Consider the following 17,566-nt stretch of genomic DNA (forward strand, 5'->3'; position numbering starts at 1 on the left):
CTTCGATGACGACCACTCAAATTCACCTTCTATCATCGCTTTCGGTCGTCGACATCCTCGGCGCCGACGCCACTGCGATCCTGCACAACTTGACCACCAACGACGTCAAATCGCTTGAGGTTGGCCAAGGCTGTGAAAGTTTCGTGACCAATGTACGTGGCAAAACACTCGCTCATTTCCACATTTTTCGCCGCGAAGATGGCTTTCGCTTGATCGGAGCCCCAGGACTTGCCGCGCATCGGCAAAGCGAGTCCTTCGCTGCTCACGCGGATCGCTACACCATTCGCGAGGATGCGGCGGTCACGATCCGGGACGAGGAATTCGTCGGATTCTTGTTTGCCAGTTTGCCGTCGGCACCTCACGAAGATCCGCTGACGTGGTGGGACGGTTCGCTAGGCGAGACCCCGGGCAGCACCTATCGCGTCCGCTGGCTCAACGACACCAGTTGGCTGGTTTTGGTGGCTCGTCGGGATCTGGATGCGGCGATGGCGACATTCGACGAAGGGCTGACCACAAAACTGGGTGACGAGAGCTCGTTTGATCACGCGCGCACGGTCGCGGGTTATCCCTGGTACGGCATCGATATCGACGACTCGAATCTGCCGCAAGAAATCAACCGCGAAGACTTTACGATCTCCTTCACCAAGGGCTGTTACCTCGGCCAAGAAACGGTCGCTCGCTTGGACGCACTTGGGCAAGTGCAAAAGAAACGGGTTCGGTTGTCGATTGAAGGAACGCTTCCCGCGCCAGGAACGACGCTAGATGCGGATGGCAAAACGGTCGTGCGGCTCACCAGCGTGACCAAGATTGCAGACGACCAGGGATTGGCGATTGGATTCGCACGACGAACGCATTTCGATCCCGGCGCGACAGCCCAAGGTAGTGACTGTGTCGCGACGGTGATCGAATAACGCGTCGTTTACGAATCCGGTTAGCGATCGGACTAGCGTTTCAAGTCGATGGTCCCCGCGTCGAACTCCTCTCCCGCGGATACCTTCCACACGACCTCGGACTTCTTGGGCGACGCATAGCGGCCGCCCAATTCGTCCCCTAAATACGCTCGTTTTACACGATCATACTTGCCCCAGGTAAAGGTGACGATGTAATCGCCCGCCGGGGCGCCATCCCCGAGGGTGTACGTCGAGATTTGTAACGAGCCATCTTCGCCCGTGGTACCCGTCGAGATCGAAGCATCTCCGGTTTGGGGATGCAGCGTCATCAAGACGCCTTCGGCGGGAGCTCCATCGACCTGCACGAGCCCCTTGATCTTCACCATCCCCTCACGCTGAGTCGACTCCGAGCAGCCGAGACAAGCAAAGACCAGGAACCCCAAGGCAACCAATCGGGCATCAAAACGAAGGGCATTAAAACTACTGGTTTGATTCAATGACTTCTCCCCCTTGTCGCGTGATGTATGCCGCCAAGATCTTAGGTGCAACGGTATCGGTAAAGAACCGCACCGAACCGTCCGCCAACACGAAGTGGCAACCACCGGGGTGAAAGCTATAGTATCCATAGCCTCGCGCATTGGTACAATTGATTGCACACGGACCTCCTTGAGGCGGCCATGACAGTCCTCCTTGCAGCGAGCCTTGCAACCAATGTTCACCATTGAGGATATCTCCCCAACCGCCACCTTCGGTACCCATTAAATTGGTCGTCGCCACCGGATCTTGGCGTCTTCCGCTGTAGACCACCGGACCGCCGGTACGTTCACCGAGCAAGATGGTATTGGAGAGCCCATCGGTCAACTTTGCGAAGTTGCTTTCCGGGCCTCTGCCCCCAGTCCCCGCCCACGTCTCCAACGCTCCACTGGTACTCGAGGGCGCCCCACCGGGATAGGCGTGCTGCCGATAAGTGCCCAGCACGCCCGTGGCCGGACAATAGTCCGACGGCGCAAGGTTGGTCGCGGTAAACGGCAACCCTTCGCCGGTTCCGTCGAGGGTATACCTTCGACTTTGGGCATCTCCTGGAGAGGACGGACAAATAAAGCCGGCGATGGGCGTTTGCAGTACCGCAACATTCGCAGGACTAAGCTGATCCGCTCCTAAGACATTGTGATCATAGGCGTCATACAGCGCCTGTTGTTCCATGAAGGGCAACAAGGAAACGCCCCAAGGTTGGCCATTGAATGCAGCCGGTGGCGTTTCGATCCACCATGCGAGCGGCAACTTTTTAAAGGCCGAGTGATAGTTCGCAAACGCGAGCCCAAATTGTTTCATATTGTTGCTACAAGACATTCTTCGAGCCGCTTCGCGAGCGGATTGCACGGCGGGCAGCAACAAACCCACCAACACACCGATGATTGCGATTACGACCAACAACTCAACCAACGTGAACCCAGAAGAATCAAGCTTGGACCTACCTCGCTTCCATTGACCACTGCGTTGGTGGAGCGACAGATGACGTTTTATGCTTTGCATAGTTTCCGCTTTCCTTATGATGGCGATGATTAGAAATTTGCCAACGACAGACTCGCGAATCGCCGGAGGCGTTACAAGAAACAATCAATTGCGTCGCGTCATCGCTGAGCCGAATGGCATCACAATGACTCTGATAATTTACACTCTTCCAAACTGTAAATGTTCCTAATTGCAGGCGTTTGTCTAAATCACAAAAGAGGAGTGTACCTCCGTGCGTCATCATTAAGAGTCGATCGTTTGAAAGAAACCGAATCGCCGATGGACGCATTGCGTAATCTCCTGTACTCGCACCCCCTTGCATCACTGATTCGAGTTGCGTCGTTTCGAGGTCAAAGACCGACAAGGATCCGTCTTGCCAACCCACCACGATTCGTTTTGCATCCGGTGCAAACTCAACACAACTGGCTTGCTCCGAAGTGGTTTGCCAGATCCGTGATCGCCCGCTTTCGAGATCAAGCAGTTCCAATTCACCATCCCCGCAATACACCAGTTCTCGCTCGCTCGATGAAAAGGCAAAGCAATGTGTCTCTTTATCGTGATCGCGAAGGAACGCGGGTTGATCGAGCGAGTTGGAAGTATCAAACACCAACATGACATCCGAGTCCCCGCCCACGGCCAGATAGCGTCCCGAAGGTGAAAAACGCAGTTGGGCAAAAAAATCCCTCCTCCCTCGTTTGGGAAGCGGCGTGACATGCACCGTGGGCTCACCCGAACGCCAATCGCGAAGCCATATCAATCGTCCGAAACTATCAGACAAAACGATGGTCTTGTCGTCTGGCGAAAGGGCAATCGCACGAATCGGAGTCTTCGCTTTCCAAACATCTCGATAGGCCACCGCGATGTTCCCTTGGGAATCAAGGGGATCCCCCGCTTCGGCTTGATCGGGCAAATCGCCAACTTGAACAACGTTGTCGTCCGTCACCACTAAGATCGAACGAAAGTCTGACGTGATTGCGGAACCGACGCACTCGCTCCGCGTGGCGGGACGAACGAAGCGTTCATGGCCGACGCGATTTGGCGAGAACCTTTCGACGGCACCGTCCAATGCCGTCGTCAACACGTCATCCGCTGAGAGAAACTCTACGTCGGTGACACGCCCCCCCGCCCCCGAAACGTATGCCGTGGATTCCCATACCCCGATCGAATCCCCATCCCCGTCCGCGCTGTGGCGATTAAACCACTGGATTCCCGAATGGGAGTCGGCAATCGCGATCGCAGTATCGTGTTGCGAAAACGCCAGCGCCAACGGAATTGAATTTGCCGAAACCCAACAACTCTCCCCGTTGGACTCCGACTTTTGCATCGGCGTGATACCGAAGCCCTGCTTTCCTTGGACCGTGTAGGCTGCCCAATCGTGTTGTTGTCCGCACTGAACCAAAACCGCCGGGGCCGGCAACACAAATTCATGGTTTAAAATGCCGGTTTCCGTATCGAAAAATCTTAGCGAGTTGACTTCTTTTTCGCCGCTCACCAGTGTGCTTCCGTCCGAACTCAGACCAATGCTCGAGTTTCTCAGACGCCCCGGAATCGCGATCGCTTTCTGTTTCGAAAACGACCATACCTTGATGCCATGGTAGCGACATCCCGAAGCCAATTTATCGCCAGCCACTCGAATCGAGCTGATTGTGGTGGGGTGAACCTGTAACGCCTGCTCCGTCTGGCCGGTCGCGGGATCGATCACGATGACGCCGCGAAAACCAAGCGGCCATTCGGGGCCCGGTATTGCAAGTTTGCCGTTCGGCAAGGCTGCGATGGCGGTGGATTGACCCTGAAACCCATCCAAGCGATGACGTTCGGTTCCCGTCTCGATATCCCAGAAAATGAGCTTCCCGTCGTCTCCGGAGGAAACCACTGTCTGCTGGTCGGGCAACCCCACCAACCTGCCAGCCCGCTTTTGATGCTTTCCCCACAGCGCATACTTTGCCGAGACTTCGCTATCGAGCAGATCCCACTCAATGCTTCGCAAATCACGTTCGCCTTCGCTCGGCAGTTGTCGGTTAAGTAAGCGACGTGCCTCCCCATATTGACCGCGATTGAACATCAGGTACGCCATCGTCAAATCGCTGTCATATCGGCTGGCATACAAACGTTCGCGCGAGTCTTCAGCGTGATCGAGCGCCAATCGCAACTCGTTCGCATGAGCCAGACTTTTGGCGGCGTGCTGACGCTGTTTCAAGGCAAACATTGATAGACTTGCGATGCCGAACAAAACTCCAAATACAGCGATCCAGGCAAACATCGCGACCAACGGGTTTCGCGCAGCCCATCGCGTTGCCCGACCGATCACTCCGATGGGGCGAGCCGACGTGGGCCGCCGCTGAGCGACACAGATCAAATCTTCATATAACTTGCCAGCATCTTGATAACGGCGCGCAGGCGACTTTTCCAAACATCGCTGGACCACGGCACTCAAGTCACGCGAAACCGTGGGACGGATCTTGCGAATCGGCGGCGGATCGTAATCCATCACACGTTGGATCACCTGCATTTGAGTCGCTGCGGTAAACGGTGAAACTCCCGTTAACAATTCGTACAGCACCACGCCCAATGAAAAGACGTCCGAATGAAAGCCGTGCATTTCAACACGACCACACGCCTGCTCGGGCGACATGTACGGTGCGCTACCAATCAGGGTCCCCATCAACGTTTCGTTTACATCGCGTTCATCGTTCATTGAACGCGCCATGCCAAAGTCCGTTAGATTGGCGAACGGTCGCCCCATTGCGTCATCACTAATGATCACATTGGATGGCTTGATATCACGATGCATCAAATTGCGTTCATGAGCCGCACGTAAGCCATTGGCAATCTGAGCGACGATGGAAACGGCGGTGTCGACGCGAAGCAGGCGGTCCTGCTCGTTCATCCACTGCGTCAGCGTGGGCCCCGGACAATACTCCGAGACGATGTAGGCTTTCTCGGGCGTTAACACCGCTTCAAGAATCGGAATCAAATTCGGGTGACTCAAGCCGGCCGCAATCTCTGCTTCACGCTGAAATCGCCTTGCGCTACTCTGGTTCGTCGTTAAGTCGAAGCGTGGAAACTTGATCGCGACATTCCGCTGCAGTTGCAAGTCACGGGCCAACCAAACACGTCCGTACGCCCCCCCACCGAGTTCCTTGGTCAACACAAAATGATCGACCTGCGTTTGTTCCCTGGGCTCGAAGATCGGCGATTTTGAAACGGAGGGTTCTTGCTCTAGGCCAAGTACATCCGAACCCTGCGACCGGTCAGATTCACCAGCACTCGTTCCAGACCGATTGTCGGGAGACGGAGAACCCTCCGCGGCGGGACGCGCCGAAGGAAATGCAGGGGAACGCAGGTTGCGTTGGTTGAGCATCAAAACTCCGTTCCTACCCGAAGGAAATACAACCTTCGCTCAAATAGACTGCTGACAAGAAGAGAAAGCGAGTCGTTCGCGTAATCAAAAGCGATGTCCGACACGACCTTTGTAGCGATTATAACTGCCCTGCGCCCGTGCGGGGTACCACCAGCCCCCATCCTTCGCCTTTTTTTGCTTTTGCCAAGACTCTGACTCAAGCCCTCCCCAAAAGAGCTAGATCCACAGTGTCTCTTAAAGGCAGGGATCCGACCTTCTGCTCCGTCACAACGGTGCGTCGAGGGAACGCGAGTGTCGAAACGGGCAACCCCGTGATGGTTGTAGCGGTGGTAACGATTCTCACGCTTGTCGCCTGAATTTGGCCAGCGAAGAGAAGTCGATACGGGGATGCGATGCCGTTACAACCGTCAAATTCGATACGGAAAGCACGTTCGATCCAACAGGTCAGCTCAAACGGAATCTTTTGCCTTGCCCACCATCTTTACGTAGGTAACTGTTCACCCGTAGTCGATGAAGTTTGTGCATCAGGATTCGTCTCGCTTGTGCATTAAGTCTGCTCAATCGAAACAAACTCCATTCTGCGTAGTGCGTTACGCGGTGGAACCGAAGCAAATCGGTCATGGGAAGACGGTTGTGACGAACCCCACGAATTTTGATGCCGGGTCAGCTGCTAGTGCTCTGGCCCCGGAAAGCTACGTCCAAAAACCCGTATTGTTACCGTGGAGACTTGAAGATGAAAAGGTTATTGTTGCCTACGTTGACGATCCTATCGATCGTTTTCGGGGTTAACTCCGCCAGCGCTGCTTACTGTGGCGCCGTCAGCTATGAAGGCTGTAGCGGATGTGGAAATACAGTTGTTGAAGGTGGTGTGGTTGCTGAAGGTGCAGTCGCTGACGACGGAGCAATCGTCGACGGTGCTGCTGGTGCTGCTGGCGGCGCTGTCGCTGGTGGTTCCTACACCGTGATGCGAAACGTCAGCGAGACGGTTTACGAGCAAGTTGAAGAAACTCGTTACCGCACACGCAACGAAGTGTATTACGAAGATCAAGAAGTCACCAGCAGCCGCATGGTTCCTGTGACAACCAGCCGTGAAGTTAAGTACACCGTGAACGTTCCTCACGTAGAAAATCGTACCAAAACGATTAACTACACCGTGATGAAGCCCGTTCACGAAACTCGCTCGCGAGTGATCAACTACACCGTGCGTAAGCCTGTTTATCAGCAGCACACGAAGACGATCAACTACACGGTCATGAAGCCGGTGCACGAGACTCACCAAAAGGTGATCAACTACACCGTTCGCAAGCCAGTGTGGGAAACTCGTACAAAGACGATCAACTACACGGTCATGAACCCCGTTCGTGAAAATCACAGCAAAACCGTCAACTACACCGTGATGGTTCCTGTTCGTGAGCAAAAATCGCGTACGATCAACTACACGGTTTACAACACCGTGCAAGAACAAAAAGTTCGCACTGAGAACTACAGCGTTGTCGTTCCTCAGCAGTACACCAAGACCGTTACGGTCAAGGGTGGCCACTGGGACACCGTTACCGAAACGATCCCTGGCAAAATGATGCGTCGCACCGTTCGTGAGCCAGGCACCTGGACTTACGACCCTTCGACATGCCGTCGCGTTTACTGCCCAGGCAGCTGCCGCGTTGAATGTGTTCAAGGTTGCCCAACGACTTGCACCAAGCGAGTTTGGGTTCCTACTTGCGAAACCAAAGAAATCACTTGCACCAAGTACGTTCGTGAGTGCCGCACTCGTGAAATCCCGTACACCGTTTGCAAGCGAGTTCCTGAGTGCCGTACCAAAGTTGTAAACTACACCGTTTGCAAATTGGTTCCTGAGTGCCGCAGCAAGGTTGTCAACTGGACAACTTGCAAGATGGTTCCAGAATGCCGCACCAAGGAAGTTTGCTACAAGGTTTGCAAGATCGTTTGCGAGCCTCGTCAGAAGACCGTGAACTACACCGTGTGCAAAATGGTTCCTGAATGCCGCACCAAGGAAGTCAACTACACGACTTGCACGATGGTTTGCGAAAACCGTCAAAAGACCGTGAACTACACCGTGTGCAAAATGGTACCTGAGTGCCGCACTAAGGAAGTTTGCTACAAGGTCTGCACCATGGTTCCTGAAGTTCGCACCAAGACCGTTTGCTGCACGACTTACAAGAAAGAGTGCTTCACCAAAACGATCAAGGTTGCTAAGTGCCGTAAAGTTTGCGAGCCTTACACCGTAACTCGTTGTGTTGCTCGAGTTGTCTGCAAGCAAGTTCCTGTTCAAGTTTGTGCTCCAGCATCTTGCTGCGACGCGGCTCCAGTTTGCTGCCCAGCGACTCAAGGCCCCGTTCGTGGCTTGCTCAACCGTCTGTTCAACGGCCACAACTGTGGTTGCGTTTCAGATTGCGGTTGCGATGCAACTCCAGCTTGCGGTTGCTAGAAACACGGTTTGAATAGGCCCGACGCAAGGGAAGCCTAGACAATACCGTAGGACGTTAGTGTTCCGAATGAGCGGGGTGAGACTCTAAAAAGAGACTCGCTCCGCTTTTTTCGTTTTCCCCCCTGGAATCGGCTACCAAGCGTTTCACCAAACGCACCATCCCACGTCCCAAACCGATTTACCCTTTTTCAATCTCCCCCTGCCGCATCCGCATCGCCGCTGGAGCCCAGCGTTTCAGGCTGCAGGTTCCACCTCGCCCATCTCTGCTGGCCCCACTCTGCTGGCCTCACTCTGCTGGGCTCACTCTTTAGCGGCCAAATTGTCAGTGGCCTTTTCGACGTGTGATTCTGCGTCAATCCAACCTCCGCTGCCGCAAACGGACGAGCTAAGGGGAAGCGAGGACAAGTCGTCGTTGTCGTGCCACTCCAGTTCGTCAACAAGCACTTCTCCAGGTCGTCAACAAGCACAGCGTGCTCCCAAACTCGATCAAGTTCACCTTGAGGCCTCGCTGAATCACGAATATCCTGCAGTAAAGATGCGTCCCAACGCAGCAACTTGACCTTTGGTTTAAAGTTGGTATCTCGTTTGACCAACAACGAAGCGCCCCGTCACGTGATTGAGCGTGGCAGTGGCAAGCCTGCTTTTTCAACAGCACCTTTTGCAACCAACAGGAATCAAATGCTCCTCATCACGATGCGTGCCCCCCTTCGCACGACCTCCGTTGCGATCCTGCTTTTCGGGTTCACCTTAACGTCGGTTTGCGGCAGCGAAGCAGGACCGAGTCACGAGGTAGCAGAAACCGTTTCGATTCCGACAATCGACATCTCAGGCGAGACAGAGCGTCACTCGTTCGTAGCCCAAGGCACCTCTGAGATTTATCAAGGGCACCCCTGCACGGTCTTGCTTCCCGACGGCAAGACGATGTTCTGCGCGTGGTCGATTAATCACGCCGGTCACCTCGGCCCACTTGCCCGTAGCGATGATGGCGGCAAAACGTGGGGCGGCTTACTTGATGTGCCTGATAATTGGCGGCAAGTTACCCAGACAACGCCAACGATCCACTATTTGGTCGATCCCGATGGCAAGGGACGCATCTTTGTTTTCGGTGGCCTCGACTTTCCTGGACGACTTCGTCAGGCGTACTCGGAAGATGGCGGGGTAACGTGGACAGCGATGAAGGACACCGGCTTAACGGCTGAGTGTGCGCCGAAGACGATCATGTCGTTTGACAACGGCAAGCGTTTGGTGATGTGGTGCGATCGCCGAGGCCCTTTTGCCCTCAATCGCCCCGATGCTGAACCTTACATCTGGGAAGCCGAGTCGCGTGATGGTGGCCTTACTTGGTCACCCGAACGTCCGGTGGTCCGTACTCAGTCGCGTTGGGGCCAGCCAGCGGTGATAAGATCGCCCGATGCAAAGCAACTCTTGATGGTGCTTCGCAACGAGGATTTCCACTCGCTTTTTTCAGTCAGCAATGACAACGGGAAGAGTTGGAGCGAGGTTCGACCGCTTCCCGCAGCATTGACCGGTCATCGTCCAAAGATGCTTTACGCTCCGGATGGACGCCTCGTGATCGTGATGCGTGACACAACAACGACCTCAAAGACCCACGGACACTTTATTGCCTGGGTCGGGAAATATGAGGATGTCATCTCGAACCGCCAGGGACAGTATCGGATCAAACTGTTGCATAGCAACGCGGGTAGAGATTGTGGCTATTCCGGCTTCGAGTTGCTTCCGGATGGGACATTTGTCGCCACCACTTACATCAAATATCGTCCTGGCCCCGAAAAGCATTCGGTCGTGACGACCCGATTCAAGCTCGATGAGATCGACCAGAAAGAACCGATGAAATAGCCTTGGCCGAGTTGTTCTGTCCAACGCACCAGCGGCCTCTCGTTTGGATACGGGGCTGATAATCCCATTGCAACGCAGCGTCCGTCACACACAGCGTCCGTCACACACAGTATCCGTCAAACACAGCGTCCGTCAAAATGATCGTCTGTCAAAATGAGCCCCGCGAAGATCTAGGCAACCTTACCAGGGTTCCTTTGCATGCGTAGCAGCAATCCATTCGGCATTGGCAAAAGCAGTCATGGGATCGAAGCTTGAGAGGCGGAATGATGCTCGGCAAGAGCTCGTTGGGCCATTACCGTGTGAAGTGGACGCCCATCAAGCACGACCGGGGGGGAACCAGAGATCGTCCGGCGCAACAGGGGGGTCGGCGTAACAGGGGATAAATGTGAAACCTTGGCGGTTCTGTCAGTCGAACAATCCGCCACACGGCCAGCTTCGATGGAATTTCGGGAAAAGCCTTGTCGAGTTGCCCCTAGGCGGATAGCCTAGACCTAACGTGAATGGGCGACCCTCGGCGGAGGCTCGTCACATTGGGATTTGCGGCCGCTTGCAGCCTGACCTGCTAAAGAGCCATGACAAAGAATATGACGATTGATTCTAGCGCGACCGATCTCGGTCGCCCAAGTGACTCCGTGCCTGCTAAGTGCGACCCTTCGCCAGCAGACACCTCATCAAAAGCCCCAAGTTCGGGTCAAACCCCGAGTTCGACTCAAAAGGCGTCTCCTCGCGGACTCGTCAACGAGCAAACCCTGGGCGCCTCGACTCAGTGCGTGCACAGCGGCGAACAGCGGCAAAAGGCCGAAGGTTCGATCACCGCTCCGATTTACGCGGCGTCGACCTTTACCTTCGAGTCGACCGACGCCTTGTTGCGTTTCGTCAACGGCGAAGACGACCGCGAAGAATACGGACGCTACGGCAACCCGAACGAGAAAAGCGTGGAAGCCAAGCTGGCGGCGCTCGAGGGCGCCGAATCCGCGATCCTGTACAGCTCGGGCATGTCCGCGATCGTCGGCCTGTTAATGGCGAAACTTAGCAGCGGCGACGAGATCGTTTTCTTCGACCAATGCTACCACCGTAGTCGCGAGTTTTGTGCAAAACATCTGTCGCGTTTCGGCGTGGTCACGCACCAAGTACCGACCGGCGATTTCGAGGCACTCGAAGCTGCGATCACCCCACGCACGAAGATGTTGGTCAGCGAATCGCCGACCAATCCTCATTTGACCACGATTGACTTGGAAAAGTTTGTAGCGGTTGGAAAGTCCAACGAAGTCGAGACGTTGATCGACGCGACGTTGGCGACCCCGTTCAACATCAAACCCATCGCGTACGGCGTCGATTATGTCTTGCACTCGGCGACCAAATACCTCGGCGGTCACAACGACTTGCTCGCTGGCGTGATCTGCGGGCGAAACGAGCAATTGGAATCGGTGCGTTCGCTGCGTGGCGTGCTCGGTGGAGTGAACTCACCTCACAACTTGTACCTGCTTGAACGCGGGTTGAAGACGTTTGCACTGCGGATGCAGCGGCACAACGAAAACGGCCTGGCGATCGCCCAGTTCCTGGAATCGCATCCGCGAGTGGAACGGGTTTACTACCCTGGTCTAAAGTCGCATCCGTCGTACGAAACCGCTGCAGCGCAAATGCGAGGCTTTGGTGGCTTGATCACCTTCTCGGTCAAAGATGCGGATTGGAAAGCGACGTCACGGATCGTCGACGCCGCGAAGATCCCACGAATTGCCGCCAGTTTGGGCGGTGTGGAGTCGTTGATCGAACAACCCTTGGTGATGAGCTACTATCACTGTACGCCCGAAGATCGAGCTCGCTTTGGGATTGCCGACAACATGATCCGGATGTCGTGCGGCATTGAAGATACCGACGATTTGATCGCTGACCTGAAGCAAGCGCTCCAAGCCTAATCGACTTCATGCATCACGCATCTTGGCCTAGCCGAGCTGCCGCAACTTGGGTTTCAGGTAGTAGATTTTTAACGAGATCCACTTTGGCCGTTCGTCTAGGGAATCATAACCCGAAGCATCAGCGAGGGACCGGATCAAGCGTGTTGGTCCGTCGCTGATACGTCAGGTTATGAAATGACCCCGCTTTAAAACTCACAAGCGCCCCCCCGTCGTGTCCGGCTTCCTATTCGTCGTCTCGTAAACGAGGTTGCGAAACGCCGGTCGCACTTTCGCAGCCCGATTGCCACGCATCGTCCGCGACGTGCACCATGGGCGAGCTTCCATTCGCCGAGAATCTTGGCGTCATTCACGCAAGTATTGATTTCATCATGAACCACTCCGACGAGTTAAAGAACGCCGATTTCCGCACCCGTGCGATCCATGTCGGCAACCAGATCGATCCTGCAACCGGCGCCGTCGTTCCTCCGATTCATCTGGCCAGCACGTTTCGCCAACCGGGCGCAGGCCAGTGGGGTGAATTTGACTATTCCCGCAGCGGAAACCCGACCCGCCGCAACTTAGAAACCACCGTGGCGTCACTCGAAGGTGGTTGCGGTGCACTCGCGTTCTCCTCCGGCATGGCGGCAATCCACTGTGTCACGATGCTGCTCCGCAGCGGTGATCATGTCGTCGCGGGTTGCGATTTGTACGGGGGTGCGTACCGCTTGTTGCACAAAATCTGCGATCGCTCGGGGATTGAAGTGACCCTCGTCGATATCACCGACCCGGCTGCGGTCGAGTCGGCCATCACCGACAAGACACGACTTATCTGGGCCGAAACGATTGGCAATCCACGGTTATCGATCCCAAATCTAGGCAAGCTTTCCGAGGTCGCTAAGGCAAACAACTGTTTGATTGGGGTCGACAACACCTTCGGAACGCCCGCGCTGATTCGGCCACTCGAAAGTGGTATCGATATCGTCATGCACTCGGCGACCAAGTACCTCGGTGGACACAGCGATTGCCTGGGTGGCACGTTGGCGGTAAGCGACCAAGCGCTTTATGACCAACTGTATTACATCCAAAACGCAACCGGAGCCGTGCTCGATCCGCTCAGTTGTTTTTTGATCTCACGCGGCTTGAAGACCCTCGATTTGCGCGTCCGCGAACAATCGGCGACCGCATTGCGATTGTCGCAGTGGTTGCAGACGCATCCCCGCGTCAAATCGGTTCTCTACCCTGGATTGGCATCCCACCCGCAGCATGCGTTGGCAGCAGAAATTCTCAGCGGCGGATTCGGCGCGATGGTGACCTTCGAACTCGATGCAGACAAAGAGCAAACGGCCAAGGTTTGCGAAGCGACCCAGCTATTCCACCTCGCCGTCAGTCTGGGAGCGGTGGAATCGTTGATCGAACAACCCGCCACGATGTCACACGCCAGCTACGACGCAGCGGATCGCGAGAAATTCGGCATCACCGATGGGTTGATTCGATTGTCCGTTGGACTCGAATCCTTCGACGATCTCAAGCAGGATTTGTCGCAGGCGATAGGCTAAAGCCGCGTTCCTAGTACCACCCCCAGGGTGATTTCCGACGCGAACAACGCGACGCCACGCCGGTCATTGGCGCGGGGGGATCCGCCGCTTGAGGATGCCGTTTTCCCTGCAAATCTCGCACTCGATCCAATCCTTTCCAAGAAATTGTTCACCACTACGCATTCTGTATTGGTGCGATTTAACGCATCTGCTAATCTTCGCTTGTCGTTGGTGACGACACTTAATTCGCACCTTGGGGATGCCATGAGGGCAAGCCACCCCGAGGCAATTTGCTTCATTCAGGTGGAAAGGAGTCCAGCATGGATACCAAGCAGGCTGTAAACACTCACATTCGTTGGATGATTCGTCGCGATATGCCGGCGGTCCTCGGCATTGAAAACAAAAGCTTTGAGTTCGCCTGGACCGAAGACGACTTCATCCGCTGCCTTCGCCAACGCAATTGCATTGGCATGGTCGCCGAACTGGACGAGCAAGTCGTGGGGTTCATGATCTACGAACTCCATAAAAATCGACTGCACGTTCTGAACTTCGCCGTTCATCCCGAGGGTCGTCGCAAAGGGGTTGGACACGCCATGCTCGGCAAATTGCTCGGCAAACTTTCGCACGAACGCCGTAACCGAATCATGTTGGAAGTGCGTGAAACCAACCTCGAAGCACAATTGTTTTTCAAATCGGTTGGCTTCAAAGCGATCTCGGTACTTCGCGACTTCTACGAAGACACCGTCGAAGACGCCTACTTGATGCAGTTTCGCTATCAAGCCTCCGTCGAAGAACTCTCTCAGCCACACAACCGCATTTCGCGAATGGCTGGCTAACCGTCACGTTTCAGCGCACCGCTGGATCACGCTGGGATCGAACAAACGGTAATCCAAACGCACCTCTCTTCTGGGAGGTGCGTTTTTTCCAAGGGCATCCCCCCCCCCGAAGCCTACGCATTCGGACCGCCACTTCAGGCAGTCACGAATCATGAGCGCCAACGAGCCCCCCCCCCCCCCACGATCGAAGACGACGGGCAAGGGCGTGATTCGCTTGATGCAGCTACGTCGCCAGACGGTGGAGCGTGATTCTGGCGAACGCAGCGACCTCTTGAATTCCACGTCATTTGTCAAATGCCGGTTAAACCGCTTTGGCGGCCTCATCGACACGGTACATTTCACCGAACGGCAACTGAATACCGCCGTCAATCGTGATCGTACTGCCGGTAATGTACTGGCTCGCCGGATCACATAAAAAGACGACGCCACGCCCGATCTCCTCCGGTTCGCCAAGCCGCCCCATGGGCAACTTGCTAGCCTGTTCTGCGAGAGTTTCCTCGCTAAAGAACTTGCGTTCGCCCGGCGTATTGGTCCAGCCCGGATGAATAATATTGCAACGAATGTTGTACTGAGCCAATTCGCAAGCGGCCGTTCGCGCCATTTGGTCGTTGGCCGCCTTGGACATGTTGTAGGCCATCGCACCGGGCATCGCCAAATGAGCGTGCGGGCTGCTAATGACGATTAAATTGCCCCCGTTGCCTGCGTCCACCAACTTCTGCGCCCCGCGGCGGATCAGATAAAACGCCCCCCACATGCTGATGTCGACCGTTTTACGAAACTCGTCCATGTCGGACGCCAACATCGTATGCCGATCGCTATAGGCTGCGTTACTGACCACGATATCCAAACCGCCGAGCATCTCGTTGGCTTGATCGACCAAAGCTTCGGTCTCTTGCTGGGACGCTAAATCCGCGGCAACCTTGAATGCGCGGACACCGAGCGATTGGCATTCCGAGACGACTTCGTCAGCTTCCTCGGGATGGCTGCGGTAATTAATCACCACATCGGCGCCGGCCTTGGCTAGTTGCAGAGCAATCCCTCGCCCAATCCCTCGTGAAGCGCCGCTTACCACGGCCCGCTTACCCTTCAATGTGCTCATCTTTGCTCGTTTGTGTGGGTCAGATTTGTTTCGATAATCACGTCTCGCCAATGCGGCGGGGTTTCTCATCGGGGTCCATTGCGTTCACGTGCCCCGCCGAATTCGTCACTATCGGTTCCTTTGGTTTCGTCACATAGCCTACCCCGACCCGAGAACGAGATCGACTCCCATAACACTTCACCCGGCCCCCTCATCCCACGCCACTTGACTCTTTTTCCACGCCGATGCATTCGCCCCAAAACCGGCATCCAACGCATTTACTTTGCAAATTTTCTTTCAGAACGTCTCCCAGGTGATTGATTTCTGCCAACCATGATAGAAAACTATCACGTGTCGTAAGTTACGCAACTTAGGAAGACTCAGTGGTAAGGATCGCCAAGTGACCACCAAATCGCGACGAGGCCGTCTCCGCGAGTTGATTCAGACCCGCGGCTTCGCGGCACTGGGTGAACTCGCCGAAATGCTCGAGGTGAGCGAATCGACGATCCGGCGAGATTTGGAAGCGCTTGAAATGGCGGGCGATGCACGGCGAACGCACGGAGGTGTGTTTTGGACGGGCAAACCCGAGACGATGCGAGTGTTTGGCAACCGGCGGGACACGATGTGGCCAGCCAAAAGCGCAATCGGCTTGAGGGCCGCCGAGTTGATTGACGACCACGACACGATTTTGCTTGACGGAGGCAGTACGACTTACGAGTTGGCGCGGCATTTAGTGAAACGACCGCTCCAAGTGGTAACAAATAGTTTGCCGGTGGCTCATTTGCTTTCCTCGAGTGAGTCGATTGATTTGATCATGATTGGGGGCTGCGTTCGAGGGCGAACGGCCGTAGCGATTGGCCCGATGGCCGACTCGATGCTGCACACGCTGAACGTGGGAAAGGCGTTTTTGTCGGTCGCTGGCATTAACGAACGCGGATATTTCAATAGCGACATGATGCTAGTGGAAAGCGAAAAGGCGATGATTGCCGCCGCAGACCAAACCATTATCGTGACTGACAGCAGCAAGTTCGGAAAAGTGAGTCTGAGCCGATTATGCGGCTTAAACGAGGTAAACGCGGTGGTCACGGACACAGGAATTGACTCGCAATGGAAAGAACGCTTGGAAACGGCCGGAGTCGGACTAATCTTGGCAGATCCATTGAGTGGGATTCAGCGAAGCGATGGCTCCCTGGGCAGCGATGGCTCCCTGGGCGAGGACTAATGCCTTGCGATGCGATAACCGATGCCGCCGCCAGGGGTGACATTGTGCCAACAAGACAAGAAAGCAAAACACAGCAATGACGCAAACCATCGATCGCAACCGTATCGAACAACTTGTCCGCAGCGCCGTGATGGCCTCGACGGCCAATGGCTCTCTCGACCTTGCCGCCCTCAATGCCGCCGCGGTCAATGGCAACTCGGCTGCGAAGCCCGTGTCGCGTTCGTCGTCAGGCGTGATGCCGAAGCATCCTCCAGGATGGGTTAATGGCAAACCGAATTTGCGAGTCAGCATCTCGGCGCGGCACGTTCATTTGACCGACGAGCATGTTGAGATTCTGTTTGGTGCGGGAAGCGTCCTCGAGCCTGACAAGGATCTCTATCAAGACGGCTTCTACGCGGCCAAGCAAACGGTGATGGTCGTGGGCCCTCGCCGGCGGATGCTTCCGAGCGTGCGTGTGCTTGGTCCAACGCGTCCCTTTAGCCAAGTCGAATTGGCGCTGACGGACTCCATCTCGTTGGGCATCAACGCTCCGGTTCGCCACAGTGGCCAGATCGAAGGCACGCCGGGGTGCGTGCTGGTCGGACCGGCTGGAACGGTCCAACTCGACCAAGGAGTGATCCGCGCGGCGCGTCACGTCCACATGAATTTTGCCGACGCGGAGCACTTCGGTGTGAAGAACGGCGACATCATGCAATTAAAAATCAAGAGCGATGGCTGCAGTGTTGTGTTTGAAGATGTTTTGGTGCGAGCCGATGAAGCTGCGAAGCTTGAAGTTCACATCGACACCGACGAAGGCAACGCGTGCAATCTCGAAGCGGCAAGCGAAGTGTTGCTTCGCAAAGATGATTGTGCGTGCAAGTCGCATTAGACTCGCACCGCAACGCTAGGGCCCGCAACCTCCCGACCGATTGAATCCTTACAAAAACATCCGTTA

12 protein-coding genes are annotated in these 17,566 nt (G+C 55.4%); 8 read left to right on the plus strand and 4 right to left on the minus strand.

The features are described 5' to 3' along the window. Positions 1–5: 5 nt before the first annotated feature. Entirely contained in the window at positions 6–911 is a 906-nt protein-coding gene (gene ygfZ, locus Pla52o_RS22315; RefSeq protein ID WP_146596857.1) for a CAF17-like 4Fe-4S cluster assembly/insertion protein YgfZ, read from the plus strand. A 32-nt stretch (positions 912–943) separates the two neighbouring features. Here the strand turns inward: ygfZ and Pla52o_RS22320 are convergent, their stop codons facing one another. From Pla52o_RS22320 to Pla52o_RS22330, 3 genes are read right to left on the minus strand one after another with little or no spacing between them, the layout of a single operon-like run. Further along, positions 944–1,387 (minus strand): hypothetical protein, encoded by a 444-nt coding sequence (locus Pla52o_RS22320; protein WP_146596858.1) that lies wholly within the window; start codon positions 1,385–1,387, stop codon positions 944–946. Then, entirely contained in the window at positions 1,371–2,423 is a 1,053-nt protein-coding gene (locus Pla52o_RS22325) for a DUF1559 domain-containing protein (RefSeq protein WP_146596859.1), read from the minus strand. Before Pla52o_RS22325 ends, Pla52o_RS22320 begins: the two co-directional genes overlap by 17 nt. Beyond that, entirely contained in the window at positions 2,362–5,763 is a 3,402-nt protein-coding gene (locus Pla52o_RS22330) for a WD40 repeat domain-containing serine/threonine protein kinase (protein WP_146596860.1), read from the minus strand. Before Pla52o_RS22330 ends, Pla52o_RS22325 begins: the two co-directional genes overlap by 62 nt. A gap of 733 nt (positions 5,764–6,496) precedes the next feature. Between Pla52o_RS22330 and Pla52o_RS22335 the strand changes: the two genes are divergently transcribed. The 5 genes from Pla52o_RS22335 to rimI all read left to right on the plus strand — a co-directional run bounded on the left by Pla52o_RS22335 (position 6,497) and on the right by rimI (position 14,332). Next, positions 6,497–8,209, plus strand: a complete 1,713-nt coding sequence (locus Pla52o_RS22335; RefSeq protein WP_146596861.1) for a hypothetical protein — start codon at positions 6,497–6,499, stop codon at positions 8,207–8,209. A gap of 678 nt (positions 8,210–8,887) precedes the next feature. Continuing rightward, positions 8,888–10,066 carry a sialidase family protein gene (locus Pla52o_RS22340; RefSeq protein ID WP_146596862.1) on the plus strand — a complete coding sequence of 393 codons (1,179 nt, stop codon included), beginning with the start codon at positions 8,888–8,890 and terminating at the stop codon, positions 10,064–10,066. A gap of 572 nt (positions 10,067–10,638) precedes the next feature. Beyond that, a complete protein-coding gene (locus Pla52o_RS22345) occupies positions 10,639–11,982 on the plus strand; it encodes a trans-sulfuration enzyme family protein (protein WP_231612563.1) in 1,344 nt (447 codons plus the stop codon). Between the two features lie 368 nt (positions 11,983–12,350). Further along, positions 12,351–13,517 carry a trans-sulfuration enzyme family protein gene (locus Pla52o_RS22350; RefSeq protein WP_146596863.1) on the plus strand — a complete coding sequence of 389 codons (1,167 nt, stop codon included), beginning with the start codon at positions 12,351–12,353 and terminating at the stop codon, positions 13,515–13,517. A 338-nt stretch (positions 13,518–13,855) separates the two neighbouring features. Beyond that, complete coding sequence (gene rimI / locus Pla52o_RS22355; RefSeq protein ID WP_146596976.1) at positions 13,856–14,332, plus strand: ribosomal protein S18-alanine N-acetyltransferase; 477 nt, start codon at positions 13,856–13,858, stop codon at positions 14,330–14,332. A 301-nt stretch (positions 14,333–14,633) separates the two neighbouring features. Here the strand turns inward: rimI and Pla52o_RS22360 are convergent, their stop codons facing one another. Continuing rightward, positions 14,634–15,431, minus strand: a complete 798-nt coding sequence (locus Pla52o_RS22360) for an SDR family NAD(P)-dependent oxidoreductase (RefSeq protein WP_146596864.1) — start codon at positions 15,429–15,431, stop codon at positions 14,634–14,636. A gap of 379 nt (positions 15,432–15,810) precedes the next feature. Between Pla52o_RS22360 and Pla52o_RS22365 the strand changes: the two genes are divergently transcribed. Next, positions 15,811–16,632, plus strand: coding sequence for a DeoR/GlpR family DNA-binding transcription regulator (locus Pla52o_RS22365; protein WP_231612565.1), 822 nt, complete (start codon positions 15,811–15,813; stop codon positions 16,630–16,632). Positions 16,633–16,708: 76 nt separating this feature from the next. Continuing rightward, entirely contained in the window at positions 16,709–17,500 is a 792-nt protein-coding gene (pduL, locus tag Pla52o_RS22370) for a phosphate propanoyltransferase (RefSeq protein WP_146596865.1), read from the plus strand. Positions 17,501–17,566: the final 66 nt, after the last annotated feature.

The sequence above is a fragment of the Novipirellula galeiformis genome (genome assembly GCF_007860095.1).
Classification (GTDB): domain Bacteria; phylum Planctomycetota; class Planctomycetia; order Pirellulales; family Pirellulaceae; genus Novipirellula; species Novipirellula galeiformis.

Bases quoted from the DNA above. Each gene is read 5' to 3' on its own strand.
- ygfZ (WP_146596857.1), top strand. From the start codon at position 6: ATGACGACCACTCAAATTCACCTTCTATCATCGCTTTCGGTCGTCGAC.
- Pla52o_RS22325 (WP_146596859.1), bottom strand. From the start codon at position 2,423: ATGCAAAGCATAAAACGTCATCTGTCGCTCCACCAACGCAGTGGTCAA.
- Pla52o_RS22330 (WP_146596860.1), bottom strand. From the start codon at position 5,763: ATGCTCAACCAACGCAACCTGCGTTCCCCTGCATTTCCTTCGGCGCGT.
- Pla52o_RS22335 (WP_146596861.1), top strand. From the start codon at position 6,497: ATGAAAAGGTTATTGTTGCCTACGTTGACGATCCTATCGATCGTTTTC.
- Pla52o_RS22340 (WP_146596862.1), top strand. From the start codon at position 8,888: ATGCTCCTCATCACGATGCGTGCCCCCCTTCGCACGACCTCCGTTGCG.
- Pla52o_RS22345 (WP_231612563.1), top strand. From the start codon at position 10,639: ATGACAAAGAATATGACGATTGATTCTAGCGCGACCGATCTCGGTCGC.
- Pla52o_RS22350 (WP_146596863.1), top strand. From the start codon at position 12,351: ATGAACCACTCCGACGAGTTAAAGAACGCCGATTTCCGCACCCGTGCG.
- rimI (WP_146596976.1), top strand. From the start codon at position 13,856: ATGATTCGTCGCGATATGCCGGCGGTCCTCGGCATTGAAAACAAAAGC.
- Pla52o_RS22360 (WP_146596864.1), bottom strand. From the start codon at position 15,431: ATGAGCACATTGAAGGGTAAGCGGGCCGTGGTAAGCGGCGCTTCACGA.
- pduL (WP_146596865.1), top strand. From the start codon at position 16,709: ATGACGCAAACCATCGATCGCAACCGTATCGAACAACTTGTCCGCAGC.